Origin of the sequence: Aquipseudomonas ullengensis, assembly GCF_014174475.1 — a bacterium.
Taxonomy (GTDB): domain Bacteria; phylum Pseudomonadota; class Gammaproteobacteria; order Pseudomonadales; family Pseudomonadaceae; genus Aquipseudomonas; species Aquipseudomonas ullengensis.
The window spans coordinates 803,580-816,845 of sequence record NZ_JACJUD010000001.1; the positions used below are offsets into that span (position 1 = coordinate 803,580).

The 13,266-nt window shown below is 63.7% G+C and carries 13 protein-coding genes; 7 read left to right on the forward strand and 6 right to left on the reverse strand.

Going from position 1 to position 13,266, the window contains the following annotated elements:
* Window positions 1-191: 191 nt before the first annotated feature.
* Window positions 192-1,685: an aldehyde dehydrogenase gene (locus tag H3H51_RS03555; protein ID WP_183087632.1), complete on the reverse strand. Its 1,494-nt coding sequence runs from the start codon at window positions 1,683-1,685 to the stop codon at window positions 192-194.
* A 222-nt stretch (window positions 1,686-1,907) separates the two neighbouring features.
* Between H3H51_RS03555 and H3H51_RS03560 the strand changes: the two genes are divergently transcribed.
* Complete coding sequence (locus tag H3H51_RS03560; protein ID WP_183087633.1) at window positions 1,908-2,270, forward strand: cupin domain-containing protein; 363 nt, start codon at window positions 1,908-1,910, stop codon at window positions 2,268-2,270.
* A 151-nt stretch (window positions 2,271-2,421) separates the two neighbouring features.
* Here the strand turns inward: H3H51_RS03560 and rpmG are convergent, their stop codons facing one another.
* Together rpmG and rpmB are read right to left on the reverse strand one after the other, a co-directional pair.
* Window positions 2,422-2,577 carry a 50S ribosomal protein L33 gene (gene rpmG / locus H3H51_RS03565; RefSeq protein ID WP_108108871.1) on the reverse strand — a complete coding sequence of 52 codons (156 nt, stop codon included), beginning with the start codon at window positions 2,575-2,577 and terminating at the stop codon, window positions 2,422-2,424.
* A gap of 10 nt (window positions 2,578-2,587) precedes the next feature.
* Entirely contained in the window at window positions 2,588-2,824 is a 237-nt protein-coding gene (gene rpmB / locus H3H51_RS03570; RefSeq protein ID WP_183087634.1) for a 50S ribosomal protein L28, read from the reverse strand.
* A 347-nt stretch (window positions 2,825-3,171) separates the two neighbouring features.
* Between rpmB and H3H51_RS03575 the strand changes: the two genes are divergently transcribed.
* Window positions 3,172-4,743: an ABC transporter substrate-binding protein gene (locus tag H3H51_RS03575; RefSeq protein WP_183087635.1), complete on the forward strand. Its 1,572-nt coding sequence runs from the start codon at window positions 3,172-3,174 to the stop codon at window positions 4,741-4,743.
* Between the two features lie 7 nt (window positions 4,744-4,750).
* On the opposite strand, the gene radC is transcribed toward H3H51_RS03575, so the two are convergent.
* On the reverse strand, window positions 4,751-5,425 hold the full coding sequence (gene radC / locus H3H51_RS03580) for a RadC family protein (RefSeq protein WP_183087636.1): 675 nt from the start codon (window positions 5,423-5,425) through the stop codon (window positions 4,751-4,753).
* Between the two features lie 139 nt (window positions 5,426-5,564).
* On the opposite strand from radC, the gene coaBC reads away from it, so the two are divergent.
* The 4 genes from coaBC (at window position 5,565) to argB (ending at window position 10,809) form a co-directional block, all read left to right on the forward strand.
* Window positions 5,565-6,773 carry a bifunctional phosphopantothenoylcysteine decarboxylase/phosphopantothenate--cysteine ligase CoaBC gene (gene coaBC / locus H3H51_RS03585; protein WP_183087637.1) on the forward strand — a complete coding sequence of 403 codons (1,209 nt, stop codon included), beginning with the start codon at window positions 5,565-5,567 and terminating at the stop codon, window positions 6,771-6,773.
* 27 nt (window positions 6,774-6,800) lie between these two features.
* On the forward strand, window positions 6,801-7,256 hold the full coding sequence (gene dut / locus H3H51_RS03590) for a dUTP diphosphatase (protein ID WP_183087638.1): 456 nt from the start codon (window positions 6,801-6,803) through the stop codon (window positions 7,254-7,256).
* Window positions 7,257-8,479: 1,223 nt separating this feature from the next.
* On the forward strand, window positions 8,480-9,877 hold the full coding sequence (algC, locus tag H3H51_RS21105; protein WP_220790859.1) for a phosphomannomutase/phosphoglucomutase: 1,398 nt from the start codon (window positions 8,480-8,482) through the stop codon (window positions 9,875-9,877).
* A 23-nt stretch (window positions 9,878-9,900) separates the two neighbouring features.
* Window positions 9,901-10,809, forward strand: a complete 909-nt coding sequence (gene argB / locus H3H51_RS03600) for an acetylglutamate kinase (protein WP_183087640.1) — start codon at window positions 9,901-9,903, stop codon at window positions 10,807-10,809.
* Between the two features lie 35 nt (window positions 10,810-10,844).
* Here argB and H3H51_RS03605 read toward each other — a convergent pair whose 3' ends face one another.
* Both H3H51_RS03605 and pyrE read right to left on the reverse strand, forming a co-directional pair.
* Complete coding sequence (locus H3H51_RS03605; RefSeq protein ID WP_183087641.1) at window positions 10,845-11,459, reverse strand: DUF4124 domain-containing protein; 615 nt, start codon at window positions 11,457-11,459, stop codon at window positions 10,845-10,847.
* Between the two features lie 21 nt (window positions 11,460-11,480).
* Complete coding sequence (gene pyrE, locus H3H51_RS03610) at window positions 11,481-12,122, reverse strand: orotate phosphoribosyltransferase (protein WP_183087642.1); 642 nt, start codon at window positions 12,120-12,122, stop codon at window positions 11,481-11,483.
* A gap of 356 nt (window positions 12,123-12,478) precedes the next feature.
* On the opposite strand from pyrE, the gene H3H51_RS03615 reads away from it, so the two are divergent.
* Window positions 12,479-13,258, forward strand: a complete 780-nt coding sequence (locus H3H51_RS03615; protein ID WP_183087643.1) for an exodeoxyribonuclease III — start codon at window positions 12,479-12,481, stop codon at window positions 13,256-13,258.
* Window positions 13,259-13,266: the final 8 nt, after the last annotated feature.

The following is a 13,266-nucleotide window of genomic DNA, read 5'->3' on the forward strand; positions in this document are numbered from 1 at the left end:
GCCAAAGATTTCCTGGGCTAAGGCCAGACGCAACGACCAACGGGAGTAACAGCCGCTAGGCTGGCCCGAAGGGCGAGCGCCAGCGAGTCAGGCGCCCCGCAGCTTTTAAGCGCAGCGTACTGCAGTACGTGAGCATTAAAAGCGAGGACGCAACGCCGTATGGCCGACGACCAGGAGATCGCCCTGCGTACTTACAGCTTGATCCAGGTGGATTTGAGCTCGGTGTACTTGTCGAAGGCGTGCAGCGACTTGTCGCGGCCGTTGCCGGACTGCTTGAAGCCACCGAACGGCGCGGTCATGTCACCCATGTCGTACTGGTTGATCCACACGCTACCGGCACGCAGGGCCTTGGCCACCAGGTGCGCCTTGGACAGGTTGCTGGTCCAGATGCCGGCGGCCAGGCCGTAGATGGTGTCGTTGGCGATGGCCACGGCTTCTTCGGTGCTGTCGAAACCGATCACCGACAGCACTGGGCCGAAGATCTCTTCCTTGGCGATGCGCATGGCGTTGTTCACGCCGTCGAAGATGGTCGGTTGCACGTAGGTGCCGCCGGTCTCTTCCAGCACGCGCTGACCGCCAGCGACCAGCTTGGCGCCGTCGTCGTGGCCGGCCTGGATGTAGGCCAGCACGTTGTTCAGCTGGGTGGTATCGACCAGGGCACCGACGTTGGTTTCCGGGTCCAGCGGGTTGCCCGGCTTCCAGGCCTTGATCGCCTCGACCACCAGCGGCACGAACTTGTCCTTGATCGAGTTTTCCACCAGCAGGCGCGAGCCCGCGGTGCAGACTTCGCCCTGGTTGAAGGCGATGGCGCCGGCAGCACCCTCGGCAGCGGCCTGCAGGTCAGGCGCGTCGGCGAAGACGATGTTCGGGCTCTTGCCGCCGGCTTCCAGCCAGACGCGCTTCATGTTCGATTCGCCGGCGTAGACCATCAGTTGCTTGGCGATCTTGGTCGAACCGGTGAACACCAGGGTGTCGACGTCCATGTGCAGGGCCAGGGCCTTGCCCACGGTGTGGCCGAAGCCCGGCAGGACGTTGAACACACCGGCAGGAATACCGGCCTCGATGGCCAGCTGGGCGATACGGATACCGGTCAGCGGCGACTTCTCGGACGGCTTGAGGATCACCGAGTTACCGGTGGACAGCGCCGGGCCGAGCTTCCAGCAGGTCATCAGCAGTGGGAAGTTCCACGGCACGATGGCGGCGACCACGCCGATCGGCTCACGGGTAACCAGGCCCAGCTCGTTGTGCGGAGTAGCGGCCACTTCGTCGTAGATCTTGTCGATCGCTTCACCGCTCCAGCGGATGGCGCGCGAGGCGGCCGGCACGTCGATGCTCAGCGCGTCGCTGATCGGCTTGCCCATGTCCAGGGTTTCCAGCAGGGCCAGCTCTTCGGCGTGAGCGTCGATCAGGTCGGCGAAACGGATCATCACTTCCTTGCGCTCGACCGGGCTCATGCGCGACCACACACCGGACTCGAAGGTGGCGCGGGCATCCTTGACCGCCAGTTCGGCGTCAGCGAGGTCACAGCTGGCTACCAGGCCCAGCAGACGGCCATCGACCGGACTGATGCACTCGAAGGTGGCGCCGGAAGTAGCCTGGGTGTATTCGCCATGGATGAAGGCACGGCCCTCGATCTGCAGGCTCTTGGCGCGCTGTTCCCAGTCGGCTCGGGTCAGGGTAGTCATGGAGTGAATCCTCGGTGAAGCGTGTCGCAAATCGACAACACGCACTGTCAATTATTCTGCCAGGCCGATTGCCGGCCTTTGTGCCCGTAACACTAAACCAGAGCCCCTAGGCTTTTCAATATTTTTGACAGGCCGTGCTTTATCGCCTTGCAATGTTCGTTTTATCAAACATAGACTGCCGCTCAATCGCTCATTCCAACGCCCACCCAGATGGACACGCCCATGAATACCGAGCAGATCGTCGATTTCGCCAACGCCACCACCGCGCCCGAGCACTACCGCCCCGCCGCCGAGAAGGTGCTGCAAGGCGACCCCGAGCAAAGCGTGCGCAACCACTACAGCAGCCCGTGCAGCCAGTTCCATGCGGGTATCTGGGAAGGCGCGATCGGCCACTGGACGGTCAACTACACCGAACACGAGTACTGCGAGATTCTCCAGGGCGTCTCGGTGCTGCGCGACCTGAACGGCACCGCCAAGACCGTGCGCACCGGCGACCGCTTCGTCATCCCGGCCGGCTACAAGGGCACCTGGGAAGTGCTGGAGCCCTGCCGCAAGGTCTACGTAATGTTCGAGCAGAAGGCCTGATGCTGCTCACCAGCCGCCCAGGCGGCTGACCCCAAGTTTTATCCTGCGTCACTTCTCGCCCGCGTCCCGCGGGCTTTTTTTCGCCTGCAGTTTCTAGCGGGCAAAAAAAACCCGCCGAGTAGGCGGGTTCTTTTCGCAGTAGCCGGATCAATTACTTGATCTTGGCTTCCTTGTACATCACGTGCTTACGGATGGTCGGATCGAATTTTTTGATTTCGATCTTATCCGGGGTGGTGCGCTTGTTCTTGTCGGTGGTGTAGAAGTGGCCGGTACCGGCGCTGGACACCAAACGGATCAGTTCACGCATGATTTGCTCCTTAAACCTTTTCGCCGCGAGTGCGCAGTTCAGACAGAACTACGTCAATGCCGCGCTTGTCGATGATACGCATGCCTTTGGCAGAAACGCGCAGACGCACGAAACGCTTTTCGGACTCGACCCAGAAGCGGTGATGCTGCAGGTTCGGCAGGAAACGACGACGGGTTTTGTTGTTTGCGTGGGAAACCTTGTTCCCGGTTACTGGACCCTTACCAGTAACTTGACAGACTCTCGACATGCCTCAGCCCTCTAAAACCACATGCCCAACCCGGCATGGGTTGGCCGCTTGAACTTAATAGTCATTTGGCGCTCAGCGCCACGTTTCTCGGGGGGTCTTACCGCGCTTGCTGCTTGCGCAGGAGGCGGGCCCCTAGAAAAGAGCGCTGCTTTATACCAGAACACCTAGGCAGTCGCAAGGCGAGCTGTACTTTAACCACTCCAACAAAAGCCCTCTACCGCGCTGTTGCGCCGTGCTGCTGGGGTGCAGGGCGATTGACCACTCGTCGTAAGGAACCGATTGTTCCGCCCGCCCCCTTGGTCTAGGGTTAGCCCCTTGCCGCCTGCCGCGACCCTGGAGATGCCCCCATGCGCCTTGCCGCCCTGCCTTTGCTGTTCGCCCCGCTCCTGAGCCAGGCCGCTACCCTTAGCGTTTGCACGGAGGCCAGCCCGGACGGTTTCGACGTGGTGCAGTACAACTCGCTGACCACCACCAACGCCTCGGCCGATGTGCTGATGAACCGCCTGGTGGAGTTCGATGCCAGCGCTGGCAAGCTGGTCCCCGGCCTGGCGCAGGAGTGGCAGGTGTCGGCCGACGGCCTGGCGTACGACTTCACCCTGCGCCCGGACGTACAGTTCCATCACACCGTCTACTTCACGCCGAGCCGCCCGCTGAACGCCGATGACGTGCTGTTCAGCTTCCAGCGCATGCTCGATCCGACCCACCCCTGGCACAAGGTGGCGCCAAGCGGCTACCCGCACGCCCAGTCGATGCAGCTGCCGGGGCTGATCAAAAGCATCAGCAAGACCGACGAGCAGCACCTGCGCTTCACCCTGAACCACCCGGACGCGACGTTCCTCGCCACCCTGAGCATGGGCTTCGCTTCTATCTATTCCGCCGAGTATGCCGAGCAACTGCTCAAGGCCGGCACGCCGGAGAAGCTCAACAGCGCCCCCATCGGCACCGGCCCGTTCATCCTCAAGCGCTTCCAGAAAGACGCCGCGGTGCGCTACACCGCCAACCCGACGTACTTCGCCGGCAAACCGGCGGTGGACAACCTGATCTTCGCCATTACGACGGATGCCAACGTGCGCCTGCAGAAGCTGCGCCGTGGCGAATGCCAGATCGCCCTGTCGCCCAAGCCGCTGGACGTGCAGGCAGCGCGCCAGGACCCGACCCTGCAGATCAGCGAGACGCCGGCCTTCATGACCGCCTTCATCGGCATCAACAGCCAGCATGCGCCCCTGGACAAACCGCAAGTGCGCCAGGCGATCAACCTGGCCTTCGACAAGGCCAGCTACCTCAAGGCGGTGTTCGAAGGCAGCGCCACAGCCGCCAGCGGCCCCTACCCGCCAAACACCTGGAGCTACGCCAAGGAGCTGCCCGGTTACGCCCATGACCCGGCGAAAGCCAAGGCCCTGCTGGCCGAGGCCGGTCTGCCTGACGGCTTCAAGACCAGCATCTGGACCCGCCCCTCAGGCAGCCAGCTCAATCCCAACCCCGCCCTCGGCGCCCAGCTGCTGCAGGCCGACCTGGCCAAGATCGGCATCCAGGCGGAAATCCGCGTGATCGAGTGGGGCGAGCTGATTCGTCGGGCCAAGGCCGGCGAGCACGACCTGCTGTTCATGGGCTGGGCCGGCGACAACGGCGACCCGGACAACTTCCTCACCCCGCAGTTTTCCTGCGCCTCGGTGCAATCCGGGCTCAACTTCGCCCGCTACTGCGACCCGCAGCTGGACCAACTGATCAGCGACGGCAAGCGCACGGCCAGCCAGGATGCGCGCAGCGCGCTGTACCTCAAGGCACAGGCGCTCATCCAGCAGCAGGCACTGTGGCTACCGTTGGCGCACCCGACGGCCTATGCCTTGCTGCGCAAGGACGTGAAGGGCTACCAGGTCAGCCCGTTCGGGCGCCAGGACTTCTCCCGCGTACAGCCATAAGCCGCGGTCACAGCCAGCCCAGCTCGGCCATCGACAGCGGCTCGCCGTCGCCGACGATGAAGTGGTCGAGCACGCGCACTTCGATCATCCCCAGCGCCTCCTTGAGGCGCTCGGTCAGCACCCGGTCCGCCTGACTCGGCTCGGCCACGCCAGAGGGGTGGTTGTGCACCAGGATCGCCGCAGCAGCGTTGTGCGCCAGGGCGCGCTTGACCACCTGGCGCGGGTAGACGCTGGCACCGTCGATGCTGCCGTGGAACAGCGCCTCAAACTCGATGACCCGGTGCTTGGCATCGAGAAACAGGCAGCCGAACACCTCGTGCGGCTCGTGGCGCAGGCGCGCCTTGAGGTAATCGCGCACCGCCTGCGGGCTCTCCAGGGCGGACTCGCGCTTGAGTCGCTCGGCCAGGTGGCGGCGACCCATCTCCAGCACCGCCTGCAACTGCGCAAACTTGGCCGGACCGAGGCCCAGACGCTGGCTGAACGACGGCAGATCGGCCTCCAGCAGCGCACGCAGGCTGCCGAAGTCGCCGAGCAGGTGGCGAGCCAGGTCCACCGCGCTCTGCCCGGCCACCCCGGTACGCAGGAAAATCGCCAGCAATTCGGCGTCACTCAGGGCCGCCGCGCCCATTTCCAACAGCTTCTCCCGCGGGCGCTCCGCCGCAGGCCAATCGCGTATGCTCATGACATCTCCCTGTCGAGTCGGCCCGCTGTTCCGGCGCGGGCCCGGGTGCTATCTTAGCCCGGCTTTTTGGCGCGGTGACTGGCCTGGGGAGGCGTCTCTCATCGCGTTGCTATCCACACCACATTATTAAGGCAGGCCTATGCAGCGGCTGTATCGGAAACGCATCGTCCTGGGCGTCGGCGGCGGCATTGCCGCTTACAAGAGCGCAGAGCTGGTTCGTCGCCTGCGCGATCAGGGCGCTGAAGTCCGCGTGGTCATGACCCAGGGTGGACGTGAGTTCATTACCCCACTGACCTTGCAGGCATTGTCCGGCCACCCGGTGCATATGGATCTGCTCGACCCCGCCGCCGAAGCTGCCATGGGCCATATCGAACTGGCCAAATGGGCCGACCTGATCCTGATCGCCCCTGCCACCGCCGATCTTATGGCGCGCCTGGCCCAAGGCATTGCCAACGACCTGCTGACCACCCTGGTGCTGGCCACCGACGCCACCGTGGCCCTGGCCCCGGCGATGAACCAAGCCATGTGGCGCGATGCGGCCACCCAGGCCAACGCCCAGCTCCTGGAACAGCGCGGTCTGCGCCTGTTTGGCCCGGCCACCGGCAGCCAGGCCTGCGGCGACGTCGGCCCCGGCCGCATGCTCGAAGCCGACGACCTGGCGCAGCGCGCTGCCGATTGCTTCCAGCGCCAGAGCCTGACCGGCAAGCACGTGCTGATTACAGCCGGGCCGACCCAGGAAAACATCGACCCGGTGCGTTACATCACCAACCACAGCTCCGGAAAGATGGGTTTCGCCCTCGCCGAGGCAGCCGTGGAAGCCGGCGCCAAGGTGACCCTGATCACCGGCCCGGTACACCTGCCAACCCCGGATCGGGTCAACCGCATCGACGTGGTCAGCGCCCGCGACATGCTCGCCGCCTGCGAAGCCGCCATGCCCTGCGACCTGCTGATCGCCTCTGCCGCCGTCGCCGACTACCGTCCGGAAGTGATCGCCGCGCACAAACTGAAGAAAGACCCCAGCACCGGCGATGGCCTGCTCCTGCAACTGGTGCGCAACCCGGACATCCTCGCCACCCTCGCCGCTCGCGAGGATCGCCCCTTCAGCGTGGGCTTCGCCGCAGAAACCGAGAACCTGCTCGGCTATGCTGCTCGCAAGCTGAAAGACAAAAACCTCGACCTGATCGTTGCCAATGACGTGGCCAACCCCACCATCGGCTTCAACAGCGAAGAAAACGCCATCACCATCATCGACCGCGATCTGCAGGCGAGCAGCTTTGCCCAGACCAGCAAGGGCAAGATCGCCCGCCAGCTGGTGGCCTTTATCGCCGAGCGCCTGACCCGCGCCTGACCCCCTTCACCGCTCACAGGGCCCGCCATGCACGCTTTGCAAGCCAAGATTCTCGATCCACGCCTGGGCAACGAATTTCCGCTGCCGCATTACGCCACCCCCGGCTCCGCTGGCCTCGACCTGCGCGCCATGCTGCAGCAGGACACCGTACTGGAGCCCGGGCAGACGCTGCTGATCCCCACTGGCCTGGCAATCTACGTCGGCGATCCAGGCCTGGCGGCACTGATCCTGCCGCGCTCGGGCCTCGGCCATAAGCACGGCATCGTACTCGGCAACCTGGTCGGACTGATCGACTCGGACTACCAAGGCGAGCTGATGGTGTCGTGCTGGAACCGCGGCCAGACGCCTTTCACCATCGCCGTGGGCGAACGCATCGCGCAGCTGGTGCTGGTACCTGTGGTCCAGGCGCATTTCGAACTGGTCGAACAGTTCGACGAAAGCCAACGCGGCGCCGGCGGCTTCGGCCACTCCGGCAGCCACTAAGCCCTTATCAGGATGAATTGCCCGGGAGACGTTCGGTGAAACTCTTCAAGCGCAGTGCCAAGGAAAACCCCGCCGCCGCCCTGGTCAGCCCAGGCGAAGCGCCGGCGCGCCAGGCCAACAGCGACCATCAAGCCCTGCTTCCGGGCGCCCTGGCGGCGCTCGCCGGGCTGCTGGCAGCCGCTCTGGTGCTGGGTTTCAGCCTGTCCGGCAGCAGCCAGCAGCAACAGCAGCAGCTGATCCAGGCCTGGGGCGGCAGCCAGGCCAGCGCCCTGCAGCAGACCTTGCTGCAACTGCAGGCCGATACCCAGGCCGCAGCGGCCAACCCAGGCCTGCTCGATGCGCTGCAGAGCGGTGATCTCGAGCTGATCAGCGCAGCAGAGCGTAGCCAGCAGCACTGGCAGGGCGTAATCGACGCGCACCTCAACGCGGCCGGCCGCGCCTCTTTGAATGTGGGTCGTTCGGGACCGATGAACTTCGCCGCGCTCGATCTGCTGCGTCGCCTGGAAAACGGCCAGGTACCGGCACCCGAGGCCTACAAAGTCGGCGAACGCTGGCTGGTCTACAGCGCGGCTGCCCTGCACCGCGGCGATGACCCGCAGGTACAAGGCACCCTGCTGCTGGTGGTCGACCTGCAACGGCTGCTCAACACCCTGCCGGCATTGCCCGCCGGGATCGGCCAGGTCCAGCTCAGCCAACAATTCGGCACCAGCAATGCCCAGCCCCTGGCTATTTACGGCGATGGCGCTGTCGCAGCGGCGCAGTCGTTCGAAACCGGCAACCCGAACTGGAAACTCAGCTTCGCCCCCGGCCACAGCCTGATGGTTTCGCCCCTGTCGCCCGCCACTGTCGGCCTGGCTGCATTGCTGGCGCTGGGCGGCGCACTGCTCGGCCTGTTCCTGACGCAGAAACAGCTGCTGGCGCGCCTGCAGGCCGACGTCAAACAACTTACCGGCATGATTCAGGAGCTTTCCAACGGAAAGTCGGTCAAAGCCTTCAGCCTGAGCTTTGTCGCCCTCGACAGCCTCGGCCAGATACTGGCGCGCATGCCGCGCCGCAAACAAGAAGCCTCGGGCAACGAGGCCGGCAGTCCAGGTACCACTGCCAAATCAACAGCAGCGACCAAGCCCGCACCGTTGGCCGATCCGCTGTTCCAAGACACCGATATTCTCGATATCGACATCCTCGACGAAGACCAGGATCTCCTGGGACTGGAGCAAACATCCATGGCCAGCGCCCCACAAACGCCACCGAATCTCCCTGCCAGCATTTTCCGCGCCTACGATATCCGTGGCGTGGTCGGCGACACCCTAACCGTTGATGCCGCGTACTGGATTGGCCGCGCCATCGGCTCGGAAAGCCTCGCCCAGGGCGAGCCGAACGTGGCTGTCGGCCGCGACGGCCGCCTGTCCGGCCCACAGCTGGTCCAGCAACTGATCCAGGGCCTGCTCGATTGCGGCTGCAACGTCACCGACGTTGGCATGGTGCCGACTCCGGCCCTGTACTTCGCCACCCACGTGCTCAAGGGCAAGTCCGGGGTGATGCTCACCGGCAGCCACAACCCGCCGGACTACAACGGCTTCAAGATCGTCATCGCCGGCGACACTCAAGCCAACGAACAGATCCAGGCCCTGAAGACCCGCATCGACCGCAACGACCTGGCCAGCGGCGTCGGCACGGTCGAACAAGTCGACATCCTCGAGCCGTACTTCAAGCAGATCGTTGGCGACATCGCCATCGCCAAGCCGATGAAAGTAGTGGTCGATTGCGGCAACGGCGTGGCCGGGGTGATCGCCCCGCGCCTGATCGAGGCCCTCGGTTGCAGCGTGATCCCGCTGTTCTGTGATGTTGACGGCAACTTCCCCAACCACCACCCGGACCCGGGCAAGCCGGAAAACCTGGTCGACCTGATCGCTCGCGTCAAAGCTGAAGGCGCCGACTTGGGCCTGGCCTTCGACGGTGACGGTGACCGCGTCGGCGTGGTGACCAACAACGGCAACATGGTCTTCCCGGACCGCCTGATGATGCTGTTTTCCAAGGACGTGGTATCGCGCAACCCGGGCGCCGACATCATCTATGACGTCAAATGCACCCGCCGCCTGGGCGCGCTGATCAGCGGCTACGGCGGCCGCCCGGTGATGTGGAAGACCGGCCACTCGCTGATCAAGAAGAAGATGAAGGAAACCGGCGCCCTGCTGGCCGGCGAGATGAGCGGGCATATCTTCTTCAAGGAGCGCTGGTTCGGCTTCGACGACGGCATCTACAGCGCCGCGCGCCTGCTGGAAATCCTCAGCCAGGACAAGCGTGACGCCGAACATGTGTTCTCGGCCTTCCCGGCGGATATCTCCACCCCGGAAATCAACATCACCGTCACCGACGAGAACAAGTTCGGCCTGATCGACCGCCTGCAGCGCGATGGCGTGTGGGGCGAAGCCAACCTGACCACCCTCGACGGCGTGCGCGTCGACTACCCGAAAGGCTGGGGCCTGGTGCGCGCCTCCAACACCACGCCGGTGCTGGTGCTGCGCTTCGAAGCGGAAACCCAGGCGGAGCTAGTGCGCATCCAGGAAGTCTTCCGCGCCCAGCTCTACAACGTCGCCCCTGACCTCAACCTGCCGTTCTGACTTGCTCTGGAGCCCTGTTCGTAATGACTCTTGAACGTGATGCCGCCACCAACGTCGCCAAGGTACTGTCCGAAGCGCTGCCCTACATTCGTCGCTTCGTCGGCAAGACCCTGGTGATCAAGTACGGCGGCAACGCCATGGAAAGCGACGAGCTGAAGGAAGGCTTCGCCCGCGACATCGTGCTGATGAAGGCGGTGGGCATCAACCCGGTGGTGGTGCATGGCGGTGGCCCGCAGATCGGCGATCTACTCAAGCGCCTGTCGATCGAAAGCCACTTCATCGATGGCATGCGCGTCACCGACGCGCAGACCATGGACGTGGTGGAGATGGTCCTCGGCGGCCAGGTCAACAAGGACATCGTCAACCTGATCAACCGCCACGGCGGCAGCGCCATCGGCCTGACCGGCAAGGACGCCGAGCTGATTCGCGCGAAGAAGCTCACCGTCAGCCGCAAGACCCCCGAGATGACCCAGCCGGAAATCATCGACATCGGCCATGTTGGCGAAGTGGTCGGGGTCAACACCGACCTGCTCAACATGCTGGTGAAAGGCGACTTCATCCCGGTGATCGCGCCGATTGGCGTGGGCGCCGAAGGTGAGTCGTACAACATCAACGCCGATCTGGTGGCCGGCAAGGTGGCGGAAGCGCTGAAAGCTGAGAAGCTGATGCTGCTGACCAATATCGCCGGGCTGATGGACAAGCAGGGTGAGGTCCTAACCGGGCTGACCACCGAGCAGGTGGATGGGCTGATCGCCGACGGCACCATCTACGGCGGCATGCTGCCGAAAATCCGCTGTGCACTGGATGCGGTACAGGGCGGGGTGAACAGCGCGCACATCATCGATGGTCGCGTGCCCAATGCGGTGTTGCTGGAAATTTTCACCGACAGCGGCGTGGGCACCCTGATCACCAACCGCAAGCGTCACCACTGAGTCGTATTGCCTGACCGGCCTTGCGCCGGTCAGGATCAGTGGCCGACCAACGTCTCCAGACGTGCGCGATCAGCCGCGAAGCTGGCTTCGGCCTCATCGCGGTTCTTCTGGTAGCGCTCGATGTCTTTCTGCAGGCCAACCTGCTCGGCCTTGATGTTGTCGATCTGCACCAGCAGATGCTCCGGCACCGCGCGGCCGGCACGCTCGTTCTCAGCGGCCGTGGCTTGCAGGTTGGCTTGCTGGGTACGCAGCGAACCCAGGTTGCTCTGCGCCACACTGATCACCCCATCCAGCTCGGCCAGCTTGCGATCACGAGCGCGGTCGACGTCTGCTACCTCGGTGTAGATACGCAGCAACTGCGCATCGGAACTCGCCTTGGCCTGCTCTTCGACCTGACGCTTGCGCTCTTCCGCGCTCGGTGCGGGTGGCACCACACGCACTACTCGCCCCTGGTCGTTGAGGACCGAATAGCCTTTGGAGATGAACTCCGGCGGCACGCCCAGACGGTCGATCACCGTCACACCCTTGTCGTTGACATACCGGTAGTACTCGGTTGCCTGGGCTTGCGTACCTGCCGCAGGCTTCTCGGCCGCGATCACAGGACCCAGCCCCGACACCAGGAACAAACAGAGCACTACCGGTCTGAGCATAGGGTTTTCCTTATTATGTTTTTAGATGCCGTACTGCGCGCGGTAGGCCTCTACCGCCGGCAGGTGCTGCTTCAGCTCGGCGTCTCCCGCCAGATAATCCAGTACCTGCTCCAGGGAAACAATACTGACCACCGGCATGCCGTAGTCGCGCTCCACTTCCTGGATCGCCGACAACTCGCCCTGGCCACGCTCTTGGCGATTCAGCGCGATCAGCACGCCAGCAGCCTGGGCACCCTGCGCCTGGATGATCTGCATCACCTCGCGGATCGCCGTACCGGCGGTGATCACGTCGTCGACGATCATCACCCGACCCGCCAGCGGTGCACCGACCAGGGTGCCGCCTTCGCCATGATCCTTGGCTTCCTTGCGGTTGAAGCACCAAGGCAGGTCGCGCTGATGCTGCTCGGCCAGGGCCACGGCAGTCGCAGCTGCCAGCGGAATGCCCTTGTAGGCAGGCCCGAACAGCACATCGAAGTCGATGCCGCCTTCCATCAGCGCAGCCGCATAGAAGCGCCCAAGCTGTGCCAGGGCCAAACCGCTGCTGAACAGACCGGCATTGAAGAAGTATGGGCTGGTACGCCCAGACTTGAGAGTGAACTCACCGAAGCGCAGAACTCCGCGCTCGATGGCGAAACGAATGAATTCGCGTTGATACGCCTGCATGAAAAGCCCCGAACGGCACAGATTTACTGGGGTCTGTTGACGCTTTTTCGCAAACCGCGTTGCTGCGGCAAATAGCGCCAGGCTAGGCACGGGACGCAGGGAATGGTGATCCCTTGCCAAGTCCCGCAACGCCGCATGGCGCCATTTGCCGCGCAACCCGCAGGGACGGGCTGGTTTTTACGCGGCGCGTCGTTCCTCGACGACTCATTTGGACGACCAAATTTCGTGTCTCGCGCCTAGCTCCGCGTAAAAACCAGCTCCGTCGCGACTGCGAAAAAACGTCAACAGACCCCATGAATTTCGCTAATGGGAAAGAGCTCGGGTATCATACACCGAGGTGTTTTTGGGGGCCATTTATGCGGATCATCAGTGTGAACGTGAATGGTATTCAGGGCGCAGCCGAGCGTGGATTGCTCAGTTGGCTGCAAGCCCAGAATGCCGACGTGATCTGCCTGCAAGATACTCGCGCCTCTTCCTTCGAACTCGATGACCCGGCCTTCCAGCTGGATGGCTATTTCCTCTATGCCGTCGACGCCGAGGTGCCCGATCAGGGCGGCGTGGCGCTGTACTCTCGGCTGCAACCCAAGGCGGTGATCCAGGGCCTGGGGTTCGAATCGGCTGATCGTTACGGGCGTTATCTACAGGCAGACTTCGACAAAGTCAGTATCGCTACCCTGCTGCTGCCATCCGGGCAGGGCGGGGACGAGAGCCTCAACCAGAAATTCAAGTTCATCGACGACTTCACCGGTTACCTGGACAAGCAACGTCGCAAGCGCCGCGAGTACATCTACTGCGGCTCGCTGTACGTTGCCCACCAGAAACTGGACGTGAAGAATTGGCGCGACTGCCAGCAGTTGCCCGGCTTCCTCGCGCCCGAGCGTGCCTGGATGGATGAAGTGATCGGCACCATGGGCTATGTCGACGCCCTGCGCGAAGTCAGTCGCGAAGGCGAGCAGTACAGCTGGTGGCCGGACAACGAGCAGGCAGAAATGCTCAACCTCGGTTGGCGCATGGACTACCAGTTGCTCACTCCCGGCATGCGCCGCTCGGTGCGCAACGCCAAGCTGCCGCGCCAGCCGCGCTTCTCCCAGCACGCGCCGCTGATCGTCGACTACGACTGGCTGCTCAGCGTTTAAGCCAAATA

Coding starts and splice junctions, on each gene's coding strand:
- H3H51_RS03555 (WP_183087632.1), bottom strand. CDS start 1,685: ATGACTACCCTGACCCGAGCCGACTGGGAACAGCGCGCCAAGAGCCTG.
- H3H51_RS03560 (WP_183087633.1), top strand. CDS start 1,908: ATGAATACCGAGCAGATCGTCGATTTCGCCAACGCCACCACCGCGCCC.
- rpmG (WP_108108871.1), bottom strand. CDS start 2,577: ATGCGTGAACTGATCCGTTTGGTGTCCAGCGCCGGTACCGGCCACTTC.
- rpmB (WP_183087634.1), bottom strand. CDS start 2,824: ATGTCGAGAGTCTGTCAAGTTACTGGTAAGGGTCCAGTAACCGGGAAC.
- H3H51_RS03575 (WP_183087635.1), top strand. CDS start 3,172: ATGCGCCTTGCCGCCCTGCCTTTGCTGTTCGCCCCGCTCCTGAGCCAG.
- radC (WP_183087636.1), bottom strand. CDS start 5,425: ATGAGCATACGCGATTGGCCTGCGGCGGAGCGCCCGCGGGAGAAGCTG.
- coaBC (WP_183087637.1), top strand. CDS start 5,565: ATGCAGCGGCTGTATCGGAAACGCATCGTCCTGGGCGTCGGCGGCGGC.
- dut (WP_183087638.1), top strand. CDS start 6,801: ATGCACGCTTTGCAAGCCAAGATTCTCGATCCACGCCTGGGCAACGAA.
- algC (WP_220790859.1), top strand. CDS start 8,480: ATGGCCAGCGCCCCACAAACGCCACCGAATCTCCCTGCCAGCATTTTC.
- argB (WP_183087640.1), top strand. CDS start 9,901: ATGACTCTTGAACGTGATGCCGCCACCAACGTCGCCAAGGTACTGTCC.
- H3H51_RS03605 (WP_183087641.1), bottom strand. CDS start 11,459: ATGCTCAGACCGGTAGTGCTCTGTTTGTTCCTGGTGTCGGGGCTGGGT.
- pyrE (WP_183087642.1), bottom strand. CDS start 12,122: ATGCAGGCGTATCAACGCGAATTCATTCGTTTCGCCATCGAGCGCGGA.
- H3H51_RS03615 (WP_183087643.1), top strand. CDS start 12,479: ATGCGGATCATCAGTGTGAACGTGAATGGTATTCAGGGCGCAGCCGAG.